General features: G+C 74.3%; 16 protein-coding genes. 11 read left to right on the top strand and 5 right to left on the bottom strand.

The features are described from left to right. Nucleotides 1–73: 73 nt before the first annotated feature. Nucleotides 74–1,573: a PLP-dependent aminotransferase family protein gene (locus OG242_RS03775; RefSeq protein ID WP_405896785.1), complete on the top strand. Its 1,500-nt coding sequence runs from the start codon at nt 74–76 to the stop codon at nt 1,571–1,573. Nucleotides 1,574–1,688: 115 nt separating this feature from the next. On the opposite strand, the gene OG242_RS03770 is transcribed toward OG242_RS03775, so the two are convergent. After that, the gene (locus OG242_RS03770; RefSeq protein WP_405896784.1) at nt 1,689–3,413 is read right to left on the bottom strand and encodes a hypothetical protein; all 1,725 of its coding nucleotides are present in this window, start codon (nt 3,411–3,413) and stop codon (nt 1,689–1,691) included. Nucleotides 3,414–3,457: 44 nt separating this feature from the next. Continuing rightward, the gene (locus tag OG242_RS03765) at nt 3,458–3,652 is read right to left on the bottom strand and encodes a hypothetical protein (RefSeq protein ID WP_018103962.1); all 195 of its coding nucleotides are present in this window, start codon (nt 3,650–3,652) and stop codon (nt 3,458–3,460) included. A 243-nt stretch (nt 3,653–3,895) separates the two neighbouring features. Between OG242_RS03765 and OG242_RS03760 the strand changes: the two genes are divergently transcribed. The 6 genes from OG242_RS03760 to OG242_RS03735 all read left to right on the top strand — a co-directional run bounded on the left by OG242_RS03760 (nt 3,896) and on the right by OG242_RS03735 (nt 17,124). After that, the gene (locus OG242_RS03760) at nt 3,896–4,288 is read left to right on the top strand and encodes an ankyrin repeat domain-containing protein (protein ID WP_405896783.1); all 393 of its coding nucleotides are present in this window, start codon (nt 3,896–3,898) and stop codon (nt 4,286–4,288) included. 220 nt (nt 4,289–4,508) lie between these two features. Continuing rightward, entirely contained in the window at nt 4,509–5,930 is a 1,422-nt protein-coding gene (locus OG242_RS03755; protein WP_405896782.1) for a HEAT repeat domain-containing protein, read from the top strand. A gap of 167 nt (nt 5,931–6,097) precedes the next feature. Beyond that, nucleotides 6,098–9,727: a hydantoinase B/oxoprolinase family protein gene (locus OG242_RS03750; protein WP_405896781.1), complete on the top strand. Its 3,630-nt coding sequence runs from the start codon at nt 6,098–6,100 to the stop codon at nt 9,725–9,727. A gap of 71 nt (nt 9,728–9,798) precedes the next feature. After that, nucleotides 9,799–11,325 carry a hypothetical protein gene (locus tag OG242_RS03745; RefSeq protein ID WP_405896780.1) on the top strand — a complete coding sequence of 509 codons (1,527 nt, stop codon included), beginning with the start codon at nt 9,799–9,801 and terminating at the stop codon, nt 11,323–11,325. 67 nt (nt 11,326–11,392) lie between these two features. Continuing rightward, the gene (locus OG242_RS03740; protein WP_405896779.1) at nt 11,393–12,313 is read left to right on the top strand and encodes a hypothetical protein; all 921 of its coding nucleotides are present in this window, start codon (nt 11,393–11,395) and stop codon (nt 12,311–12,313) included. 56 nt (nt 12,314–12,369) lie between these two features. Continuing rightward, on the top strand, nt 12,370–17,124 hold the full coding sequence (locus OG242_RS03735; protein ID WP_405896778.1) for a hypothetical protein: 4,755 nt from the start codon (nt 12,370–12,372) through the stop codon (nt 17,122–17,124). A 19-nt stretch (nt 17,125–17,143) separates the two neighbouring features. On the opposite strand, the gene OG242_RS03730 is transcribed toward OG242_RS03735, so the two are convergent. Then, entirely contained in the window at nt 17,144–17,608 is a 465-nt protein-coding gene (locus tag OG242_RS03730) for a hypothetical protein (protein ID WP_405896777.1), read from the bottom strand. A 400-nt stretch (nt 17,609–18,008) separates the two neighbouring features. Here OG242_RS03730 and OG242_RS03725 point away from each other — a divergent pair, with 400 nt between their 5' ends. From OG242_RS03725 to OG242_RS03710, 4 genes are read left to right on the top strand one after another with little or no spacing between them, the layout of a single operon-like run. Then, entirely contained in the window at nt 18,009–20,726 is a 2,718-nt protein-coding gene (locus OG242_RS03725) for a nitrate- and nitrite sensing domain-containing protein (protein WP_405896776.1), read from the top strand. Nucleotides 20,727–20,775: 49 nt separating this feature from the next. After that, the gene (locus OG242_RS03720) at nt 20,776–21,219 is read left to right on the top strand and encodes a roadblock/LC7 domain-containing protein (protein ID WP_405896775.1); all 444 of its coding nucleotides are present in this window, start codon (nt 20,776–20,778) and stop codon (nt 21,217–21,219) included. Nucleotides 21,220–21,228: 9 nt separating this feature from the next. Further along, nucleotides 21,229–21,651 carry a DUF742 domain-containing protein gene (locus OG242_RS03715; protein WP_405896774.1) on the top strand — a complete coding sequence of 141 codons (423 nt, stop codon included), beginning with the start codon at nt 21,229–21,231 and terminating at the stop codon, nt 21,649–21,651. Beyond that, a complete protein-coding gene (locus OG242_RS03710) occupies nt 21,632–22,249 on the top strand; it encodes a GTP-binding protein (RefSeq protein WP_405896773.1) in 618 nt (205 codons plus the stop codon). Before OG242_RS03715 ends, OG242_RS03710 begins: the two co-directional genes overlap by 20 nt. Before the next feature lie 44 nt (nt 22,250–22,293). On the opposite strand, the gene OG242_RS03705 is transcribed toward OG242_RS03710, so the two are convergent. Together OG242_RS03705 and OG242_RS03700 are read right to left on the bottom strand one after the other, a co-directional pair. Beyond that, nucleotides 22,294–22,650, bottom strand: coding sequence for an Mpo1-like protein (locus OG242_RS03705; protein ID WP_405896772.1), 357 nt, complete (start codon nt 22,648–22,650; stop codon nt 22,294–22,296). A gap of 122 nt (nt 22,651–22,772) precedes the next feature. Next, entirely contained in the window at nt 22,773–23,579 is an 807-nt protein-coding gene (locus tag OG242_RS03700) for a M15 family metallopeptidase (protein WP_405896771.1), read from the bottom strand. Nucleotides 23,580–23,606 lie beyond the last annotated feature (27 nt).

Here is a 23,606-nt window from a genome sequence, read left to right as displayed (position 1 = left end):
CCGCTCCGTGTCACTCTGTGGCAGGTGATTGGCCGCCAACCATGGCCAATCCGAGGAAGGTGGACTGATTCTCATGGCGCAGTGGACTTCGGCGGTCGGGGCGGCCCAGCTGGCCCGGCAGCTCCAGGCCCAGCAGCAGCGGCCGGCCGGCCCCGGCAGCCGCCGCCCGCCCGCCTACCGTGCCCTCGCCGACGGTATCCGCCTGCTCGTCCTGGAGGGCCGGGTCGCCGTCGCCGGCCGGCTCCCGGCCGAACGCGAACTGGCCGTCGCCCTCGCCGTCAGCCGCACCACGGTCGCCGCCGCCTACGAGGCGCTGCGCGCCGAGGGCTTCCTGGAGTCCCGGCGCGGCGCCGGCAGCTGGACCGCGGTCCCGGCCGGCAACCCGCTGCCCGCCCGCGGCCTGGAACCGCTGCCGCCCGAGGCCCTGGGCTCCATGATCGACCTGGGCTGCGCCTCGCTGCCCGCCCCCGAGCCCTGGCTGACCCGGGCCGTCCAGGGCGCACTGGAGGAGCTGCCGCCGTACGCCCACACCCACGGCGACTACCCGGCCGGGCTGCCCGCCCTGCGGCAGATGATCGCCGACCGCTACACCGCCGACGGCATCCCGACCATGCCCGAGCAGATCATGGTCACCACCGGCGCGATGGGCGCGATCGACGCCATCTGCCACCTCTTCGCCGGCCGCGGCGAGCGGATCGCGGTGGAGTCGCCGAGCTACGCCAACATCCTCCAGCTGATGCGGGAGGCGGGCGCCCGGCTGGTGCCGGTGGCCATGGAGGAGGGGCTCGGCGGCTGGGACCTGAACCGCTGGCGCCAGGTCCTGCGGGACGCCGCGCCCCGGCTCGGTTACGTCGTCGCGGACTTCCACAACCCCACCGGCGCGCTGGCCGACGAGGACCGCCGCCGCGCCCTGGTGGACGCCGCGCGCTCCGCCGGCACGGTCCTGGTCGTCGACGAGACGATGCGGGAGCTGCAGCTCGACGAGGACGTGGCGATGCCGCGCCCGGTCTGCGCGTTCGACCCGGCCGGCTCCACGGTCCTCACCGTGGGCTCGGCCAGCAAGGCCTTCTGGGCGGGCATGCGGATCGGCTGGGTCCGGGCCGCGCCCGACGTGATCCGCAGCCTGGTCGCCGCCCGCGCCTACGCCGACATGGGCACCCCGGTCCTCGAACAGCTGGCGGTGAACTGGCTGATGCGCACCGGCGGCTGGGCGGAAGCGGTGCGGCTGCGCCGGGAACAGGCCCGCGAGAACCGCGACGCGCTGGTCGCCGCCGTGCGCCGGGAGCTGCCGGAGTGGGAGTTCTCCGTGCCCGGCGGCGGGCTGACGCTCTGGGTGCGCACCGGCGGCCTGTCCGGTTCGCGGCTCGCGGTGGCCGGGGAAGGGGTCGGGGTGCGCGTCCCGTCCGGGCCCCGGTTCGGGGTCGACGGGGCCTTCGAGGGCTACGTACGGCTGCCGTTCACGGTCGGCGGCCCGGTCGCGGAGGAGGCCGCCCAGCGCCTCGCCCAGGCGGCCCGCCTGGTCGGCGCGGGCGCGGGGGCCGGCATGGAGGCACCGCGCACCTTCGTCGCCTGACGGCCGCCGTTCCGTGGCAGGGCCCCCTTTACGCGGGGTGGCCACGGACCCCGCCGCCGAACGAGGCAGGAGGGCCCGGCAGTACGCCGGGCCCTCCTGCCTCGTTCCCACTGTCTCAGTCGCTGACGGCCACGGCCTCCGCATCGACGGGCGCGGCCACGGCCTCCGCATCGACGGGCGCGGCCACGGCCTCCGCATCGACGGGCGCGGCCACGGCCTCCGCCCCGACGGGCGCGGCCACGGCCTCCGCCCCGACGGGCGCGGCCACGGCCTCCACCCCAGCGGTCACCGTCTCCGTCCCGGCCGGCGCCGGCTCCGGCCCCCCCGCCTCGACCGCCGTGCGCCGCTCCGGCAGCAGGCTCAGCACCGCCGCGCGCTGCGCCTCGCTGGTGGCGTCGTCGTACGGGTCGGGCGTGGCCGGGACCTGGAGGCGCAGGACGGCTCCCGCGCCGAACCGGGCGTAGCCGCGGCCGGGCGGGGCGTCCGTCGGCGGGGTGGTGTGCGGGCCCGTGCCGAGCACCGCCTCGATCTGCCCGGCGGAGCAGCGGCCGAGCACCACGCGGGCCCGGGTGTGCGTCCTGACGGTCTCCCCGAGGCCGTCGATGTGGTCGAACGCCTCCGCCAGCACCACGACGACGTTGGCGGCCCGCCCGTGCCGCAGCGGGATCTGGAGCAGTTCGGGCACACCGGGCGTCCCGTCGCCGGCCGGCCGGGCCAGTGCGCTCGGGCGGTCCAGCAGGATCCACAGCGGCCGCGTGAGGTCCTCGGGGACGGGGTCCCCGGCCTGCCGGGCGCGGTTCGCCTCGATCAGCCGGCGTTCCGTCTCGTTGGCCGCCCACTCCAGGGTGGACAGGGCGCCGGCCGGGCCGCACTCGACGGCCAGGACGCCTTCGCGTCCGGTGAAGCAGGCGTACTCGCCGGTGCCGCTGCCCTCGACGATCAGGATGTCGCCGTGCTGGAGCGCCTGGAGGGCGACGGACCGCAGCAGTGAGGTGGTGCCGCTGCCGGGCTGCCCAGCGACGAGCAGGTGGGGTTCGGTGGAGCGGGGGCCGGTGCGCCAGACGACGCCCGGGGCGTCCCGGGTGCCGGTGTCGTCGTTCACGGGGAGCGTGCGCTGCACGGCGTCCTCGTCGGTGAACCCGAGGACGGTCTCCCCGGGGGCGGTGACGAAGCGCTGGGCGGTGAGCGAGGTGGGCAGGGCGTCGAGCACGCTCATCACGAGCCGGTTGCCCTCCTCGTCCCAGTCGAAGCGGTACTCCCGGCCGCGGCCCGATTTGGCGTGCAGCAGCTGCTCGATCCGGGCCCGGGAACCGGGCTCGCTGTCGGTGAAGTACGCGGGGTACGAGACCTGGAGGCGCGAGACGCGGCCGTCGCCGTCGAACTCGTAGCCGCTGAAGGCGTTCTCCCACTCGCCGCCGTGGCTGAACAGCGGGCTGGGGTCCTCGGCCGTGGAGAAGTACGGCACGAGCGCCTCGTACAGGGACCGCAGACGGGCGGTCTCCGCCTCGTCGGGTCCGGTCTTGACGGGGGTGCGGTCCCGTCCCGTCCATGCAGCTGCGCCCATCACCGCGACGAGGGCCAGCAGCGGCCCGTACGGGATGAGCGCGACCACGAGTACGCAGGCCGCGACGAGGAACAGCGTGGGACCACGCCGGTCCTTGGGCGTCGCGGCCCACTTGTGCCGTCCTGCGCCGGCCAGCATCCGCAGGCCACGTGTGAGCGTGATCAGCGGATGGAGCACGTCGGTGGCGCTGTCGGCGGCCGTGCGCGCGATCTCCCGACTGCGGGTGATCGAGGCGCTGCCGCTGCTCAGAATGCGGGGGAGTGGTCGCCGGGCCACGTCTGTCTCCTGTGTCTCCTGAAGGCCGGTGCGGGGGCGGAGGGTCAGAACTTGATCCCGCCCAGGAGTCCGGCCAGGCTCGCTCCGCCCGCGGTGATGCTCGGTGCGATGGCGGTGCCGGCCAGGTAGAAGCCGAACAGGGCGGTGACGAGGGCGTGCGACGCCTTGAGGCCGTCCTTCCTGAAGAAGAGGAAGACGATGATGCCGAGGATGACGACGCCTGACATGGAAAGGATCATGAGTGGTTCTCCTGGTTGGGGGGACAGTCACCATGAGTCCTTCCAGGCTCACCCCAAGTATCCATAGGGCAAAAGGCGCAATCGGGTGAAAAGGGTGATTATCCACTCGACTGGCGGATGTGAGGTCCGGACCGGATCACACACCCGTACGGGCAGTACCCTGTCGGTTCACTCGCACGGCCCGCGCCGTGCACGTCCCGGCCGCCGACGGCGGCGTCAACGGTCAAGGAAGGCGGTACCCCGATGAGCGAGACCCCCGATCCCGAGGTGGTCGAGCTGGCGTCCAAGGTGTTCGACCTGGCGCGCGGCGGCGACTGCGACGCCCTCGCCGCCTACGTGGACGCCGGGGTGCCCGCCAACCTCACCAACGACCGGGGCGACACACTCCTGATGCTCGCCGCCTACCACGGGCACGCCCCCGCGGTCACGGCCCTCGCCGCCCGCGGCGCCGACCCGGACCGGGCCAACGACCGGGGCCAGACGCCGCTTGCCGGAGCCGTCTTCAAGGGCGAGGAAGCGGTGGTACGCGCCCTGCTCGACGCCGGGGCCGATCCGGCCGCCGGAACGCCCTCCGCGGTGGACACCGCACGCATGTTCGGCAAGGGCGACCTGCTGGAACTCTTCGGCGCCCGCTGAACGGGTTCGCCGTAAATGTGGTCGCGGTGGCGAAATGGCTGGGTCATCATGACGTCGCGGGCCCGATCCGGGTCACCCGACGAGAGGCAGAGGAAGATGTTCTACACCAGGCAGAAGACGGCGGTCGGCGAATCATGTTGCTGCGCGGCCTAGTGCTCCCCGAGCACGTGGAACTGCACAGTCCCGGTTGCGTCGACAGCTTGATGTGAGGCCTTCCCCCATGTTCGATCCGTTCATAGCGCCGAGCGGCACCCTGCTCGGCCTGCTGCAGAGGGGCCGCGGCGACGGCACGCTCCACGCGCTCGCCGCACCGCGCTCCGAGGCCCTGGCGGCTCTCAACCACTGCGTCCTGAGCGACCCCCGCCACGACTGGCAGGCGGAGAACCGCTCCCTCTACTACGCACGCCTCTACCTCGACCTCGACGGCGGCGTCGAGGAGATCGAGCGGCACCTGTCCGACCCCGAGGACCACCTCGACACGGACGACTCACGGACCGGCCTCGCCCTGTCCGTCCTCGGTCACCTCGCCTCCTACGGGCGCGGCGACGCCCTCGCCGTGCTGCGGGGCTACGCCGCGACCGGCTCCAACTGGGCCTGGGCCCTCGACGAGCTGGCCCTGCGCGACGACGACGCGGGCCTGCGCTCCCTCGCCGAACCCGTGCTCGCCCGGTTCCCGGACGATGCCGAGGGACGCGCCGAGCTGGCCGCCACCGTCCGGGACGCCTATGAGCCCCGCCCCTGGCGCCTGTGGGCCGACGACCCGCGCGAGACGGTCGGCACCCGCGTCCGGGCCGCCTCCGAACAGGGGTCCTTCGACCGCTGGCAGCGCCAGATGCGCCCCGGCGGCCCCCGGCCCGGCTGGAGCGTCCGGGCGGTCTTCGACTGGGCGCGGCAGGGGCTGGAGCGCGGCAGCCTGCTGCACGTGCCGGCCGCCCGCTGCCTCGCCGCCGTCGCCGGCCCCGAGGACCGGCCCGAGATCGTCGAGGCCGCCCGCAGCGGACCCGACGCCGCCCGCTGCGCCGCCCTCCACTATCTGGCCGCCGAGGTCCGCGACCCCGTCGTGCTCGACCTCATCGAGGCCGCCGCCACCGAACCCCGGGGCACCGTCGCCGACGGCGCCGTCACGGCCTTCGAACGCATGTGCGGCGAGGACGCCGTGGAACGCGCCCGCCGCTGGGCCCGCAGGCCCGACGCCCTCGGCGCGTCGGCCGCCGGTGTGCTGGCCGGACGCGGCGGTCCGCAGGACGCCCCCGCCGTGCTCGGCGCCCTGCGCGACGCCGTACGCGGCGACGGCCCCGACGCACCCCGGCTGTGGCCCCTCGTCGACGGCGCCGGCCGGCTGGGCATCGCCTGCGCCGCCCCCGTACTGCGCCACATCTACCGCGAGACGTCCTCCTCCCAGCTGCGCGGCCGCACCGCCCGCGCCCTGGCCGCCACCGACCCCTCCTTCGCCACCGGGTTCGCCGTCGAATGCCTGTGGGACTGCGAGGAGACGACCCGCGAGGTCGCCGCGCTCCACGCCGAGACCGGTGACCTGCGGGTGGCCGAGCGGCTGCGCCGGCTGGCCGCCGACCCCGCCGAGGAGGCCGAGGTCCAGTCGGCGGTACGCAGCAGGATCGGCCCGGACGCCCCGGCGGTCTGAGCCGCCGGACACCGTCCCGTACGAGGGCCGCACCTGGCCCGCAGGAGTGCAGCGCGTCGGGGGCGCGCCGCTCCGGCCCGCCCGGCACACCACCGCCGGGCACCCGCGCCGCAGCCCCGCGCCGCGCCCTGTTCCGTGATCACCGGACGGCAGGCCAGTATGGGGGTATGACCGGGCGCTGGGAGTTCTGGATCGACCGTGGCGGCACCTTCACCGATGTGGTGGGACGGCGCCCCGACGGGCAGCTCGTCACCCGCAAACTCCTCTCGCACGACCCGGACCGCTACCGGGACGCCGCCGTCGCCGGAATCCGGCTGATGCTCGGCCTCGCGCCCGGCGAACCGGTCCCCGCAGACCGCGTCGCCGCCGTCAAGATGGGCACCACCGTCGCCACCAACGCCCTGCTGGAGCGGCGCGGCGAACCGACCGCCCTGGTCATCACCGAAGGGTTCCGGGACGCCCTGCGCATCGCGTACCAGAACCGCCCCCGCCTCTTCGACCGCCGCATCCTGCTCCCCGAAGCCGTGTACGACCGGGTCATCGAGGTCCCCGAGCGCATCGACGCCCACGGCCGCACCGTCACCCCGCTGGACCGGGAGGCCGTCGCCGCGCGGCTGCGCGAGGCCCGCGCCGACGGGCTGAGCAGCGCGGCCGTCGTCCTGATGCACGGCTACCGCCACCCCGCCCACGAGCAGGCGGTCGCCGCCGAGGCCCAGGCCGCGGGGTTCACCCAGATCAGCTGCTCCCACGAGGTCAGCCCGCTGATCAAGCTCGTCCCGCGCGGCGACACCACCGTCGTCGACGCCTACCTCTCACCCATCCTGCGCCGTTACGTCGACTCGGTCGCCGCCGAACTGCCCGGCATCCGGCTCATGTTCATGCAGTCCAACGGCGGGCTGCGCGAGGCCGCCCACTTCCGGGGCAAGGACGCGGTGCTCTCCGGGCCGGCCGGCGGGGTCGTCGGCATGGTCCGCACCTCCGGGCAGGCCGGCCACGACCGGGTCATCGGCTTCGACATGGGCGGCACCTCCACCGACGTCTCCCACTACGCGGGCGAGTTCGAACGCGAACTGGGCGCCGAGGTCGCGGGCGCGCGGATGAGGGTGCCCATGATGAACATCCACACCGTCGCGGCCGGCGGCGGCTCGGTCCTGCACTTCGACGGCCGGCGCTACCGGGTCGGCCCCGACTCCGCGGGTGCGGTGCCGGGACCCGCCTGCTACCGCCGGGGCGGGCCGCTGACCGTCACCGACGCCCAGGTCATGCTGGGCCGCGTCCACCCGGCGCACTTCCCCGCCGTCTTCGGCCCGGACGGCGCCCAGCCGCTCGACGCGGACGTCGTACGGGAACGCTTCGAGGAGCTGGCCGATGAGGTCGCCCGGGCCACCGGCACCAAGCGGACGGCGGCCGAGACCGCGGCCGGCTTCCTGGAGATCGCGGTCCTCGCCATGGCCGGCGCGGTCAAGAAGATCTCCGTGCAGCGCGGGCACGACATCACCCGCTACGCCCTCACCGGCTTCGGCGGGGCCGGCGGCCAGGCCGTCTGCGCCGTCGCCGACGCCCTCGGCATCGACACCGTCCTCGTACCGCCGCTGGCCGGTGTGCTGTCCGCGTACGGCATCGGGCTCGCCGACGCCACCGCCATGCGCGAGCAGTCCTTCGAGGCCGCCCTCGACACCGGCACCGAGACCCGGGTGCGAGAACTCTGCGACGAGCTCGCGGAGCGTACGAGCGCCGACCTGCGCGCCGACGGCGTGCCCGTCGACGCCATCTCGACCCGCGCCCGGGTGCTGCTGCGGTACGAGGGCACCGACGCGAGCCTGCCCGTGGCCCTGGACACGGCCGGCGCCATGACCGAGGCGTTCACCCGTGAACACCGCGCCCGCTACGGCTTCACAGCCGACCGGCAGCTCGTCGTGGAGACCGTCTCCGTCGAGGCGACCGGCACGGCCGGCGGCCACGAGGAGATCCGGCCGGCTGGACGCGACGAGGGCGCCCCCACCACCCCGCGCCCCTACGACACCGTGCGGATGTTCGCGGACGGCCGGTGGCGGGACGCCCCGCTGCACCGCAGGACCGACCTCAGGGTCACCGACACGGTCCTGGGGCCCGCCGTCGTCGCGGAGGCCGACGCCACCACCGTCGTCGACCCCGGCTGGCAGGCCGAACTCGCCGCCGGCGGGCACCTCGTTCTCACCCGGGCCCGCCCCCGCCCGGCCCGGCAGGCCGTCGGCACCCAGGTCGACCCGGTGATGCTGGAGGTCTTCAACAACCTCTTCATGTCCATCGCCGAGCAGATGGGCGTGACCCTCGAGAACACCGCCCGCTCCGTCAACATCAAGGAGCGCCTCGACTTCTCCTGCGCGCTGTTCGACGCGCACGGCAACCTCATCGCCAACGCACCCCACATCCCGGTGCACCTCGGCTCCATGGGCGAGTCCATCAAGGAGGTCCTGCACCGCAACGCCGGCACCCTGCGCCCCGGCGACGTGTACGCCATCAACGACCCGTACCACGGCGGCACCCACCTGCCCGACGTCACCGTCGTGACACCGGTGTTCGACGAGAGCGGCGACGGGCCGGTGCTGAAGTTCCTGGTGGCCTCGCGCGGCCACCACGCCGAGATCGGCGGCATCACCCCCGGCTCCATGCCCGCCTTCAGCCGCACCATCGAGGAGGAGGGCGTCCTCTTTGACAACTGGCTCCTGGTACGCGACGGCACCTTCCGCGAGGACGCCACCCGCGAACTCCTCACCACCGCCCCGTACCCCTCCCGCGACCCCGACACCAACCTCGCCGACCTGCGCGCCCAGATCGCCGCCAACGAGAAGGGCATCGCCGAACTTCGCGCCATGACGGGCCAGTTCGGCACCGAGGCCGTCGACGCCTACATGGGGCATGTGCAGGACAACGCCGAGGAGTCGGTGCGCCGCATCATCGCCGGGCTGGACGACGGCCACTACCGGTACGAGACGGACAACGGCGCTGTGATCGAGGTGACCCTGACAGTCGACCGCGAGGCCCGCGGCGCGGTCATCGACTTCGCCGGTACCTCACCGCAGCAGCCGGGCAACTTCAACGCCCCGAAGTCCGTGGTCATGGCCGCCGTGCTGTACGTCTTCCGCACCCTGGTCGCCGAGGACATCCCGCTCAACAGCGGCTGCCTGAACCCGCTGGAGATCCGTGTCCCGGAGGGCTCCATGCTCGCCCCCGCCCCGCCCGCCGCCACGGTCGCCGGCAACGTCGAGACCTCTCAGGCCGTCACCGGCGCCCTGTACGCGGCCCTGGGCGTCCAGGCCGAGGGCTCCGGGACCATGAACAACCTCACCTTCGGCAACGACCGGGTGCAGTACTACGAGACCGTGGCCAGCGGCTCGGGCGCGGGCGAGGACTTCGACGGCACCGACGCCGTCCAGACCCACATGACCAACTCCCGCCTCACCGACCCCGAAATCCTGGAGTGGCGCTACCCGGTCCTGCTGGAGAGCTTCCGGGTACGCGACGGCAGCGGGGGAGCCGGCCGCCACCCCGGCGGCTGCGGGGTCGAGCGCCGCATCCGCTTCCTCGAACCGGTCACCCTCGCCCTGCTCACCGGACACCGCCGCGTGCCCCCGTACGGCATGGCGGGCGGTGCACCCGGCGCGCTCGGCAGCCAGCACATCGAACGCGCCGACGGCGGCCGCACCGAGCTGGCCGGCTGCGACAGCGCGGACGCCGGCGCGGGCGACGTGCTGGTGCTGCGCACCCCCGGGGGCGGGGGATACGGGGAGCCGGACGCTGAGGGCGCGCAGGCCTGAGCGGCCCCGCCGGGTGCGGCCCTTCTGCGCCGTTTCGACCGTTGTCGGTGCGAGGACCTAATCTGTGCACCGTGACTTCGCCTGCCTACACGGACAACGCTGCGCCCCAGCTCAGCGCGGGGCCGCGGCCCGCACCGGGCCCGGCCGCCGACGAGGGGCTGTCCCGTCGGCTGCGCGCGCTCGCCTGCACGGCGCCGCTGCACGACCTGGACGTGCGCAAGGCGAACCTCGCCGGTGAGTACAGCGGATACGCGATGGCCGAGGTCGCCCTCGCGGCGATCGACCACGTCACGCTCAACATGGACTTCGACACCGGCGCGGACCACGACCAGATAGTGGCCAGGCTCCTCCCGCGCGTCGCCGCCCAGGCCCCCTCCCGCCCTGCCGCCGAGCACGAACGGGTCGCCCGCTGGGTCCTGGAGAACCTGATCAACGTCGGCAGCGTGGACCGAGGCTTCCGCGCGGTCTACGGCACCTTCGGGCCCGACGGCGCCTACGTCCGCCGCGACTACGACTTCAAGCTGATCGAGGAGGTTCCCGGGCACGGCGGCAGCGTCTACCTCAGGGCCACCGACGAAGCGGTCAACGTCCTCGTCGGCGCCCTCGACACGGACGTCACCAGCGCCCAGATCGCCGCCGAGGTGAAGCTGGAGGTCCTGATCAGCCGGGGCAGGCTCGCCGACGCCCAGCTCGCCGCCGAACAGGCCCGCTACCGGACCGTGCAGTACGCGGAAACGCTGCGCAAGACGCTCGACGCCACCCGGCGCAACGTCCGCGCGGTCGACTGGCTCAACGCCGTGCCCGACATGATCGCCGAGGCGCTGGACCACGTCGCCGACCGCTACCGCCACGAGAACGCGATCCTCACCAACATCCGCAAGGCCCGCGACGAGGCCGAGGACCCCGAGCACAAGCGCCGCGCCGCCGAGCTCGTCGACATCGTCAAGGACTGCATCCGCCGCCACACCCAGCTCCAGTCCCGGCTGCTGGAGGCCGGCCCGCTCTTCCGCGCCGAGCAGGACCGCCAGGCCTTCGCCGCCCCCGCCGCCCGCACCGGCCTCGACCTGTACGGGCAGCTCCTCGGCCCGCTGCTGCCGCTGCCGGTCGAGCAGGCGAGCCGCGCCACCGACGCCTTCTTCGCGCACGGCACGGGCCTGCGCACCCCGGTCTCCGTACGGGTGGGCGACCTGGTCGACCTGCTCCTCAGCCCGCCGCCGGCCCGCGAACACCTCGGCGCGGAGATGCCCGAGCCGGACCTGATCGCCACGCCGGACGACAGCCGCTTCAGCGAGGAGCAGCTGGCCGCCGCGATGGAGCTGCTCGACCTGGAGCACGACGCGCCGCGCCGGCTCTCCGGCCTCCTGGCCGACGCCCGCCGGCGCGACCCGGACCTGCCCTACCTGGTCGCCCTGCTCGCGGTGCACGCCGCGAGCCCTCCGGTCGGCACCGCCTACCGCCAGGGCGAGCGCCGCCTGCTGTTCTCCGTCGACGACGGCACCCCGCTCGACGACGAGGAGTTCGGCGGCGCCGACCTGATCGTGGGCACGGCCCTGCTCGACGCCGCCGGCATGGCGGCGGACCGCTCGGAGGCGCCGTGACAGCCCCTGGCCCCGGGCCCGCCCGCAGCACCTTCCGCAGTACCTTCCGCACCAAGGAGCGAGTGTCGTGAGCGACCACCACGCAGAGCACGCCGACGCGTGGAGCGAGCCCGCCGACCGGCCCGCCTCCGCCTACGAGCCCGACCGGCCCGCGCCAGCACCGGCCGCCGTCACCCCGGCGGACGCGGCCGACGCCGCCCGGCTCGTCGCCTTCGGCCTCCAGCCCAAGCTGCTGCCCGCCCGCGACGCCGAGTACGCCGAACTGCTCCGCCGCTACCGGGAGGACCCCGCCTTCGCCCGGCTCGCCGACGCCGTCGCGACCGGCCTCGGCCTCATCGTCCTGGAGGTCTCGCCCCGGGCCGGCATGGCCGTCACGGCGGGCGAGGACTCGCTCTTTGCCGTCCGCATGGGCGACTACGCGCGCCGCGCCTCGTCGGACAGCGCCGACCGCTTCCTGCACGGCCTTGCCCACCTCGCCGTCGCCGCGATGGCCTTCCCGCGCCCCGAGGACCTCGCCGACGACGCCTACATCGGCCGGATCACGGTCAACGGCGTCGACGCCTTCGTCCGCCAGGCGTGCAACCGCCTGGAGGAGCGCGCCGAGGAGCAGGGCGACAACACCGACCCGGCCAGCGACGCCCCCGGCCTGGAGGCCGGCTGGCGCGTCTACGCCCGGCGCAGCGCCACCGGCGCCACCAAGGACGCCCGCCGGCTCGCCGGTTCCACCACCGGCATCATCGGCAAGGCCGTCGCCTTCCTCACCGACTCCGGCTTCCTCCAGCGCACCGGCGACGACGCCGGAGGCACCTACCGCACCACCGCCCGCTACCAGCTCCAGGTACGCGACATGGCCGGCAGCGCCGCCATGGCCGAGCTCCTCGACCTTGGCGTCGTCCCCGTCACCGACGGAAGCGCCACCCTGCTGCCGCCCCCGGACCCCGACGACCTGGAACTGGTGGCCGACGCGGGCCTGCCGTTCCACGGCTGACCCGCCCCGCCACCGACGCCTTCCCTCCGCTCCCCGAACGACGAGAGTCCGCCGCCATGTACGAGCTGTCCCGGGTCCGCCTCTACTCCATCGGGCCGGCCGGCGCACGCTACGCCGACACCGTGCTCGACCTGCGCGGCGTCGGCGAGCCCGTGCCCCGTCCCGCACCCGCGCAGGCGGAGTTCTTCGAGGACGAGCCGGTCGGCCCACCGCGCAGGCCCGCGCCCGCCGGCGTCCTCTTCCTGGAGAACGGCGGCGGCAAGTCCGTCCTGCTGAAGCTGATCTTCTCGGTGATGCTCCCCGGCCACCGCAACACCCTCGGCGGCGCCAGCTCCGGCGTGCTGCGCAAGTTCCTGCTCGCCGACGACTGCGGGCACGTCGCCCTGGAATGGCAGCACACGCTGACCGGCGAGTGCGTGGTCGTCGGCAAGGTCAGCGAGTGGCGCGGACGCCAGGTCTCCAACGACCCCCGGAAGTTCGCGGAGGCCTGGTATTCGTTCCGGCCCGGCCCCGGGCTCGGCCTGGACTCGCTGCCCGTCGCCGAGTCCACCGCCGTCGGCCGCCCTGCCGAAGGCGTCTCCGGCGCCCGCGGCAGGCGCCGCACCATGAAGGGCTTCCGGGACGCGCTCACCGAGGCCGGCAAGTTCTACCAGCACCTCGACGTGCACTGGGAGGAGATCCACGACCGCTGGAACGAGCACCTCGGCGAACTGGGCCTCGACCCCGAACTCTTCCGCTACCAGCGCGAGATGAACGCCGACGAGGGCGAGGCGGCCGGCCTCTTCGCGGTCAAGAAGGACTCCGACTTCACCGACCTGCTGCTGCGCGCCGTCACCGACACCCGCGACACGGACGGCCTCGCCGACCTCGTCAGCGGCTTCGGCAACAAGCTCGGCCGCCGCGCCGAACTCACCGCCGAACGCGACTTCACCGCCGGCTCCGTCGACCTCCTGGGCCGCATCGTCGACGCCGCCGGGACCCGCGCCCATGCCCGCGACATCCACGCCGGAGCCGAGCGCCGCACCCGCACCCTCGCCCGCCGGCTCTCCGCCCGGGCCGGTGAGGAGCGCGGCCGGGCCGCCGAGCTCGCCCAGCAGGTCACCGGCGCCGCCCATACCGTCACCGGCGCCGAGGAGAGCCGCGGCCGCAGCGCCCTGATCGCCGCCGAACTCGCCTACCGGCACGCCTCGCTGGCCCTGACCGCCGCCGAGAAGAGCGCCGCCGCCCAGCGCCGCGAACTGGGCGACGCCCGCACCCTGCACTCCGCCTGGCAGGCCGCCGAAGCCGTCCTGCGCCACCGCGCCGCCGCCGACCGCTCCGCCCGCGTCGCCGCCGCGATCCTGGAGGCCGAGCGCGACGCCGCCCCCGCCCTCGCCGCCCGCGCGACCGCGGCCGCCGACCTCGTACGGGCCCTGCACACCGCCGCCGAGGCGGGGGAGAGCCGGGCCAACGAGGAGGAGGGGCGCTCCGACGCCCTGCAGAGCGCCGGCGAGGCCGCCCACCGGGACGCCACCACCGCCGCCACCGAGGCCCAGCGCGCCCGCAGCGAGGCCGGCCACCTGCGCCAGCGCCTGGCCGAGGTCGAGCAGGAGACCGCCGAAGCCGTCCGGGCCGGCTGGCTCGACGACACCGCGCCCCACGCCGACCCCGCCAGGGCCGCCCTCGCCGCGAACGACGCCGAACAGTCCGCCGTCGCCGCCTGGGACACCGCCCGCGAGGCCGCCGGAGCCACCGCCGACCGGGCCCGGCAGGCCACCGCCGACGAGAGCCGCGCCGAACTCGCCGCGGCCCGCGCCGCCGACGCCGCCCGCGCCGCCGAGCAGGCGTACGAGGCCGAGCTGAGGGCCGCCGGTGCGATCGCCGCCGAACCCCGCCTCGCCGAACTGCTCGGGCTGCCCGGCGCCCGGACCGGCGGGGCCACCCAGACCGGCGGCGTCCCCCGGCCCCGGCAGGCAGCCGCGCCCGGGGCCGAAGCCACCGACGGCGATCCGCACGTCACCGACGAGGCCGCAGGCTCGGACGGCGCCCCCACCGCGGGCCACCCCCTGACCGCCGACGAATTCGACCGCGGCGCGGACGAGCTGCGCGACCTGCTCGACCGGAGCGTCGCCACCGCCGAACGCCGCCTGTTCGAACTGCGCACCGCGGCGGCCGACGACGCCCGCATCCTGGGCGCGCTCGGCGACGGTGGCCTCCTCCCGCCGAGCCCCGACGTCCTGGCCACCGTGGAATACCTCGGCGAACAGGGCATCCCCGCCCTGCCCGGCTGGCGCTACCTCGCCCAGGCCGTCGACCCCGCCGACCACGCGGCCGTCCTCGCCGCCCGCCCCGAGCTCGTCGACGGCGTCGTCATCACCGACCCCGACGCCCACGCCCGTGCCCGCGACGTCCTGGGCGCCGCCGCCCTGCTGCCCCGGTCCGCCGTCGCCGTCGGCACCGCCGCCGCCCTCCTCGCCCCCGTGCCGGATCCGGGCAGCGGGGCGGCCGATGGCGTCTTCCTCGTACCGCCGAACCCGGCCATGCACGACGAGCACGCCGCCGACGAGGAGCGCCACGCGCTGCGCAGCCGGGCCGCCGCCCGTGACGAGGACATCCGCGTGCTCGCCGCCCGCCTCGGCGCCGACCGCGCGCTCGCCGCCCGCATCGGATCCTGGCGCGCCGACTGCCCGCCCGGCATGCTCGCCGAACTGGCCGAAGCCGCCGGTGCCGCCTGCACCGCCGCCGAGACCGCCGAGGTCGCCCTCGCGGAGGCCCGCGCGATCCGCGCCGAGGCCGACGAGGCCGCCGCCGACACCGCCCGGATCCGCGAGGAGCGCCAGGAGGCCGCGCAGCGCGCCCGCCGGGCCGCCGACGCGCTCGCCGGACTCGCCTTCCGGCTGCGCGAACGGGCCGGCTGGCAGGCGAAGCTGCGCGAACTGACCGATGAGGCCGCGGAGTGCGAGGCCCGCGCGACCGTCTTGCTGGAGCGCGCCCGGGCCGCCGACGAGGACCGCCGCGCCACCCAGCGCGCCGCCGACGACGCCCGCCGCACCGCCCGCGCCCTGCGCGCCGAACGCGCCGAGATCGCCGGCGCCCCCGAACACCTCCCCGACCTCGGCGAGGACGCCCCGCGCCAGGCGCTGCCCGCCCTGCGCGAGGCGTACCGGGCCGCGTCCCAGCTGTACGAGAAGGTGGGCGTCGGCGCCGACCTGCGCGCCGAGCAGGCCCGCGCCGAGAGCGACGAGAGCGCCGCGCTCGCCGAGCTGGACCGCCTCACCAACAAGGTCCGCACCCGGGCCGCCCAGCTCCTGGAGGGCACCGACGGCGCCGACGGACCGTCCCGGCAGGCCGCCGCCGCCCGCGCCGAATCCCTCGTCCAGCTCCTGGAGACCCGGGCGTCCGCCGCCAGCGAGCAGCTGGGCCGGCTGCGCGGCGAGGCCGAACGTCTGGCGCCCGCCGACGGCGAGAGCCTGCACACCGAGCTGCCCGACGACCAGGTGCCTGCCGACGCCGAACAGGCCCAGGCCCTCCTGCGCACCGCCACCGCCGAACTGGCCGCCGCGACCGCCGCGCTGGACACCGCCCGGGCCGCCCACGCCGAGCTGCTGCACGCCCACCGCGCCGCCGAGGACGCGGCGGGCGGCTTCGACGAGACCGCGGCCCTGCTGCGCGACCTGCTCAGGGACCACGGCGCCGAGGACGACCCGGAGGAGCCCGAGCCGTATCCGGGCAGCCTGGAGGAGGCCCGGCAGTCCGCCGCCGAGGCCCGCCGCTCGCTGCGAGGCTGCGCCGCCGACCTGTCCGCCGCCGAGGCGGCCGTCCGGGAGGCGAGCGACGTCCTCGTACGGCACGCCAACTCCACCCGCTACGAGCAGGTCCGCACCCCCGCCCGCCAGCAGATCCGCGAGCTGCCCGCCGCGGCGCTCCCCGAGCACGCGGAGAAGTGGGCCACCGCCTTCGCGCCCCGGCTGCGCGTCCTCACCGACGAGCTGGCCCAGCTGGAGCGCAACCGCGACTCCATCGTCGACCGGCTGCGCGGCCTGGTGGAGTCCGCGCTCACCACGCTCCGCTCCGCGCAGCGGCTGTCCCGGCTCCCCGAGGGCCTGGGGGAGTGGTCCGGGCAGGAATTCCTCCGTATCCGCTTCGACGAGCCCGACCAGGCCACCCTCACCGAACGGCTCGGCGAGGTCATCGACGAGGCGACCAGGGCGGCCCTCAGGAAGAACTCCGACCTGCGCCGGGACGGCATGTCCCTGCTCCTGCGCGGCGTGCAGGCGGCCCTGGAACCCAGGGGCATCGCGGTGGAGATCCTCAAGCCGGACGCCGTCCTGCGCGCCGAGCGCGTGCCCGTCGGACAGATGGGCGACGTCTTCTCCGGCGGACAGCTGCTCACCGCGGCGATCGCCCTGTACTGCACGATGGCCGCCCTGCGCAGCAACGACCGGGGCCGCGACCGGGCCGAGCACCGGCACGCGGGCACGCTGTTCCTGGACAACCCGATCGGCCGGGCCAACGCCACCTATCTGCTGGAGCTCCAGCGCGCGGTGGCCGACGCGCTCGGCGTACAACTGCTGTACACCACGGGCCTGTTCGACACGACGGCGCTCGCGGAATTCCCGCTCGTCATCCGCCTGCGCAACGACGCGGACCTGCGGGCCGGGCTGAAGTACATCAGCGTCGAGGAGCACCTGCGCCCCGGGCTGCCGCAGCAGGACCCGGGCAGCGAGACGGTGCACGGCGAGATCACCGCGACCCGCATGTTCAAGCGCGGCGCCCCGGCCCCTCGGACACCGGACGCGTCGGAGACCGTCGAGGAGACCCGGACCCCGTAGCGCCCGGGCGGAGGGGCGGTCAGGCCCGCGACAGCCGGCGGTCCGCGCCCCGGCGCCCTATCCGCGCCGCGTCCCGCTGCGTGGCACGGGCCTCACGCCGCGCCCTGCGCCGCTCACGGCGCAGGGCCCGGGCCGAGCTGCTGGGCTCGGAGACCACGCCGTTGCGCTGGTTCCACACCTGGCGGGTGACCCAGACGTCCAGCACCGCCCACGTCGCGACCACCGTGCTCGCCACCCCGCTCAGCACCATCGGGAAGGAGAGCCAGGACCCGGCCAGCGCGGTCAGGAACGCCACCATCGCCAGAATCACCGTCAACGACATGACGAGCACCGCCCGCACGGCCGCCGTGCGCACCGGATCCGGCATCCGCCTGCGCGTCGCCGGCTCCTCCACCCACAGCGGCTGCCGGGGAATGTCCGCCCGCTCCGGCGCGCTCAGCTCCTCCGCCGGCTCCACCGCGCCCTCACGCTCCTGTGTGTCCAAGGCCCTTCACTCCCACCGCTGTCCGACTCAAGGGTTGCTGCCCGGCATACACCCCTTCTACGCGGACCGTCCGTCCCGTCCGCCCGAGCGTGTCCCGTTGGTCCCCCCTACCCCCGTACAGGCAGACGAATGGCCAGGGGTGAAGATTCCTCCCAGCTGTCACGAAACGAAGAATTCCAGCCAACCGGGACGTGAAGGAACGTGCCACTCCTCAGGGCGTCTTCTGTCGCTTTCGTGAATTTCATCTCCCGGAATACCAGGACAAGCCATGGTCAACTCCCGGCAACGCGGCCGAAAATCGTCCGGACGTGCCTTCGAGTTGCCTGTGTGTCAGTAGTAGGCTCGCGCCGTTTGTTGACGAGACCCGTCCCCGCCCCACGGGGATGACCTGGGGGAGGCCATGCGCTTTCGCGGAAAGTCCATCCGCAGGAAGATCGTGGCGTTGCTCGTGGTGCCGCTCGTCTCGCTCACCGCCCTCTGGGGATTCGCCACCTATCTCACCGGGCGCGAGGCCGGGAAACTGCTGAGCGGGAGCACCGTCGTCGAGAAGGTGGGCCACCCCCTCGAGGACACCGTCCGGGTCATCCAGAACGAGCGCCGCCAGACCCTCGTCTTCCTCGCCGACCCGCGCGCATCCGACGCCCTGCCCGTGCTGAGCCGGCAGCGCGCCGCCACCGACCGGGTCGTGGCCCAGGTCCGCAAGAGCGCCGGGGAGAAGGACATCCGCGACGCGCTCGGCCCGACCGCCGAGACCCAGCTCACCTCGATACTCGGCGCCGTCGAAGGACTCGACGCCCTGCGCGACTCCGTGGACAAGCGCACCATCGGCCGGCTCAAGGCGATGGCCTACTACAACCGGCTGATCGACCCCTGCTACCGGTTCCTGACCGGCCTGCACACCATGGAAAGCGTCTCCATGGACCAGCAGGTCCGGGCGCTGACCGGGATGTCGCGCGCCCGCGAAATGCTCTCCCGGGAAGACGCCCTGGTCGCCTCCGGCCTCCTCGCCGGCCGGCTCGCCGCCCCCGAACTCCGCCAGATCTCCGACCTCGTCGCCCAGCGCACCCTGCTGTACGAGACCAGCCTCGCCCTGCTCCCCGCCTCCGAACGCAGGCGCGTCGAGCAGTACTGGCAGGGCCCCGACAGCGAACCGCTGCGCTCCGCCGAGGAGCGGATCATCGACCAGGGCCCCACCACCAGCCCGCGCACCGCCGACGCCGCCCGCTGGCAGGAAGTCGCCCCGGCCGCCCTGGACCGGCTGGCCAACGACTCCACGGAGATGAACAACCGCTTCCAGGACCGTGGCAAACCCGCCGGCTACAGCGTCCTCATCAAGGCGGGCATAGCCGGCGTCCTCGGCTTCCTCGCCCTGGTCGTCTCCGTCTTCGTCTCCGTACGCATCGGCCGCGAGCTGGTCCGCGACCTCTCCCGGCTGCGCAAGGACGCCCATGAGGTGTCCGGCGTACGGCTGCCGAGCGTGATGCGCCGCCTCGCCGCGGGTGAACAGGTCGACGTGGAGACCGAGTCCCCGCACCTCCAGTACGAGCGCGACGAGATCGGCCAGGTCGGCCAGGCCCTCAACACCCTGCAGCGCGCCGCAGTCGAAGCCGCCGTCAAGCAGGCCGACATGCGCCGCGGTGTCTCCGAGGTCTTCGTCAACCTCGCCCGCCGCAACCAGGTCCTGCTGCACCGCCAGCTCACGCTCCTGGACGCCATGGAGCGCCGCACCGAGAACACCGACGAACTCGCCGACCTCTTCCGCCTGGACCACCTCACCACCCGCATGCGAAGGCACGCCGAGGGCCTGGTGATCCTCTCCGGGGCCGCCCCCTCCCGGCAGTGGCGCAAGCCCATCCAGCTGATGGACGTGGTGCGCGCCGCCGTCGCCGAGGTCGAGGACTACGAACGCATCGAGGTCCGCCGGCTGCCCCGGATCGGCGTGGGCGGCCCCGCCGTCGCCGACCTCACCCACCTGATCGCCGAACTCCTGGAGAACGCCACGGTGTTCTCGCCGCCGCACACCGCGGTCCAGGTGCACGGCGAGCGCGTCGCCAACGGCTTCACCCTGGAGATCCACGACCGCGGCCTCGGCATGCCCCCCGACGTCCTGCTCGACGCCAACCTGCGGCTCGCCGAGACCCCCGAGTTCGAGCTGTCCGACACCGACCGCCTCGGCCTCTTCGTGGTCAGCCGGCTCGCCCAGCGGCAGAACGTCCGGGTGTCCCTCCAGACCTCCCCGTACGGCGGCACAACGGCGGTGGTGTTCATCCCCGCCGCGCTCCTCACGGACGCCCCCGAGTCGCACGGCTCCGGCTTCCGCCTCGACCGCAGGTCCGAGAAGGCCATCGCCAGCAGCAGGCCGGGCGCCGCCGAGGGCCGCCCCGAGGCCGACGACCACGTGCCGGGCCGGCCGAGCGGCCTCTCACCGGTGCCCACCGGACTGGCCGGCCCCGCCCTGCTGGACGGACCCGTCGAGCTGGAGGGCGACGAGCCGCTGGACTTCACCCGCGACCCGGTCCTCGAAGCGGTGGCGGGTCCGGGGCTCGACCCCGTGCTCGACGGGGTCGCCGACCTGGAGGACACCGAGAGCGAACGCGGCGGCATCTTCAGGGCCCGCGCACTGCGCCGCGACGGGGACCGCGAGCAGCACCAGCAGGCCGCCGACGACGGCGTACGGGCGCTGCACCCCGAGGGCACCAGGCCGCTGCCCCGCCGGCGCCGCCCGCCGACCCTGGTCACCGACCGGGGCCGCCGGGTCGACGGGCCGGGCCGCGCCCACCCCGGCTCCGAGGACCGCGAACCGGTCCGCCCGGTGGACCGGCTCCGCCCCGCCGAGCCCCCGCAGCCCACCGGTCTGCGCAAACCCGCCGGGCCGACGGTGCCCGCACCCCGTACGCCCGAACCCGCCCCGGACACCGTGGGCGGACTGCCCCGCCGCGTCCGGCAGGCCAGCCTCGCCCCGCAGCTGCGCGAGGGACCGGACAGCCGCACGGCGCGACCCGCCCCGGTCGAGAGCGCCGACGACATCGGGCGGGACGCCGAAGAGGTACGCAGCCGTATGGCCTCGCTCCAGCGCGGCTGGCAGCGAGGCCGCCAGCAGAACGCCGAGGACACGTGACCGGCCACGGCGACACAGCACCAGGAACCACTCCGGGAGGGGACGGTCCATGACCGCACCGAACGCCGCAGCACCCGAATCCGAACGCCAGGGGTCGGGCGAACTCAACTGGCTCCTCGACGAACTCGTCGCGCGCGTCGCCAGCATCCGCAAGGCGCTGGTGCTCTCCAGCGACGGTCTGCCCACCGGCGCGTCCAGCGACCTGACGCGGGAGGACAGCGAGCACCTGGCCGCCGTCGCCTCCGGCTTCCACAGCCTGGCCAAGGGCGTGGGCCGGCACTTCGACGCGGGCAGGGTCCGCCAGACCGTCGTCGAACTCGACGAGGCGTTCCTCTTTGTCACCGCGGCCGGCGACGGCAGCTGTCTCGCCGTGCTGGCCGAGTCCGACTCGGACGTCGGGCAGGTGGCGTACGAGATGACGCTCATGGTCAAGCGCGTGGGCAGCCACCTGGCCAACGCGCCCCGGACGACCGGTCAGCCCTCCGGGGGGTGAGCGGACGCCATGAGCGCCGCATCGCCCGGCTCGCCGCAGACCCCGGAGAGGCCGCGGACGCCACGCTGGTACGACGACGACGCGGGGCCGGTCGTCCGCCCCTACGCGATGACCCGAGGGCGCACCGGCAGCGGGTCGCGCCACCGTCTCGACCTGATCGCGATCGTCGTGCCCGAACCCGCGGCCGACGAACCGGACAGGGACCAGCTGCTTGCCCCGGAACACGTCGAGATCCTCGAACTCTGCGATGAGCTCCCGCAGTCGATCGCCGAGCTCGCCTCGTCACTGGACCTCCCGGTGGGGGTGGTCCGGGTCCTGGTGGGCGACCTCGTCGACGAGGAGCTGGTGCACGTGACCCGTCCCGTTCCGCCGGCCGAGCTGCCGGACGTGAACATTCTCCGTGAGGTGATCAATGGCCTTCGGGCGCTCTAGCCGCAACAGGCGGCCCGTGGAGCCCGTCACCCTCAAGATCCTGGTGGCGGGCGGCTTCGGCGTGGGCAAGACGACGCTGGTGGGCGCGGTCAGCGAGATCAGGCCGCTGCGCACGGAGGAGACGCTGAGCGAGGCCGGGCGTCCGGTGGACGACCTGGACGGTGTCGAGGGGAAGACCACGACGACCATGGCCATGGACTTCGGGCGGATCACGCTCCGCGAGGACCTGGTGCTGTACCTCTTCGGCACGCCGGGGCAGGACCGGTTCTGGTTCCTCTGGGACGAGCTGGCCCAGGGCGCGCTGGGGGCGGTCGTGCTCGCGGACACCCGGCGCCTGGAGGACTGCTTCGCGGCCGTCGACTACTTCGAGCGCCGCGAGATCCCGTTCGCCGTCGCCGTCAACTGCTTCGAGGGCACGGAACGTTTCCCCGAGGCGACGGTACGGGCCGCGCTCGACCTGGACCCGGGGGTTCCGCTCCTGATGTGCGACGCGCGGGACCGGCCGTCGGCCCGAGACGTGCTGGTGGCCGTGGTCGAACACGCGCTGGCCCGCGCGGACCGCCCGCGCGAGCCCGTGACGACCCTAGGGCCTGTCTGACAATTCCCGTCTGCCGCGCGACGACGGGAATTGTCAGACAGGCCCTAGACCGCGCGGCCGTTCTCCGCGAGCCACTTCTCGGCGGTCTGCGCCAGCTCGTGGTCGCGTCCGGCCAGCATCATCCGGATCATCTGCGCGTCGCCGCGCAGCGACCAGGCGGGGTGCCCGAAGGTGGCCGGGTTGTTCTTCTCTATCAGGAAGTGCGCGGGCCAGGCCGTGCCGTAGCCGATGAGCGGCAGGGCGGCCAGATACCGCTTGCGGCCGCGCGCCAGCCCGTACGCCGTGATGGCGAGGCCGGTCAGGGTGCCGGTGAGATGTACCCAGCGGGTCGCCGCCCGCGAGTGCATCGCGACGTAGTACGGCCAGAACTCTTCGTACGACTCGAACGTCTGCTGTGACATACGGGCACCGTAATGGCTCACCCGGCAACCGGAAACGGCTGCGCCGCGTCCGAAGAGGAGAACGGGCGGCCGGAACCCACGGGGGTGGTCCCGACCGCCCGTTCCGCGCGCGGCGGGCCGGCTCAGTGCCCGGCGACGGACCTGCGGGCCACCGGGAAGTCGAAGTAGGTGTGGGGGAACGTCTCGGGCCGGAAGGTGTAGTGCCACCACTCCTCCGCGAGGTTCACGAAACCGGCCTCGGTGAGCGTCTTCCTGAGGAACTGCCGGTTGGCGCGCTGGACACCCCGGACACGGGGATCATCCGTGTGCGAGAGCGTGTCGAAGCAGTCGAACCCCGTGCCCATGTCCACCGAGTTGTCCGGGAAGCGGTCGGCCTTCGGCGCGTAGCACGGCACCAGCCTCTCGCCCGGACGGTACGGCCTGGTCGGCAGGGCGGGCAGCCGCACCAGCGTCAGGTCCACCGTGCTGCCCCGGCTGTGACCGGACTTCTCCGCGATGTAACCGTCCGCGAAAAGCCGGGACTTGTCGACCCGCGGATAGAACTCGCCCTTCATCGTCTCGTCGTCGAGGTCCTTCGCCCACCGCACGAAGTGGTCGACTGCCCGCTGCGGGCGGTAGCAGTCGTACACCTTCAGCGAGTAGCCCTGCCGCAGCAGCCGGAGCTGGGCGCGGTGCAGGGCCTCGGCGGCGGGCCGGGTCAGAATGCAGAGGGGCTGGCGGTAGCCGTCCACAGGCTCGCCCATGAAGTCGTGGGCGGTGGGGTAGCGCATCTCCTGGATGATCGTGGGGTCCACCGAACTCAGCGGGACGAACTCGCCGGGCGCCTTGGGCTCGGGCTTCGCCTGCGCCACCGGCGCGGTGACGGTCACGGCGAGCAGGGCGGCGGCAGTGGCCGCCAGGGCACGGAAAGCGGTCGCGATACCTGTCATGAGCACATCTTCCATCGTGCGGAGCCA

This window comes from Streptomyces sp. NBC_00727 (assembly GCF_045161745.1).
GTDB lineage: Bacteria > Actinomycetota > Actinomycetes > Streptomycetales > Streptomycetaceae > Streptomyces.
The sequence above is the reverse complement of the archived record's forward strand: the minus strand, read 5'-3'. Positions and strand labels throughout refer to the sequence as shown.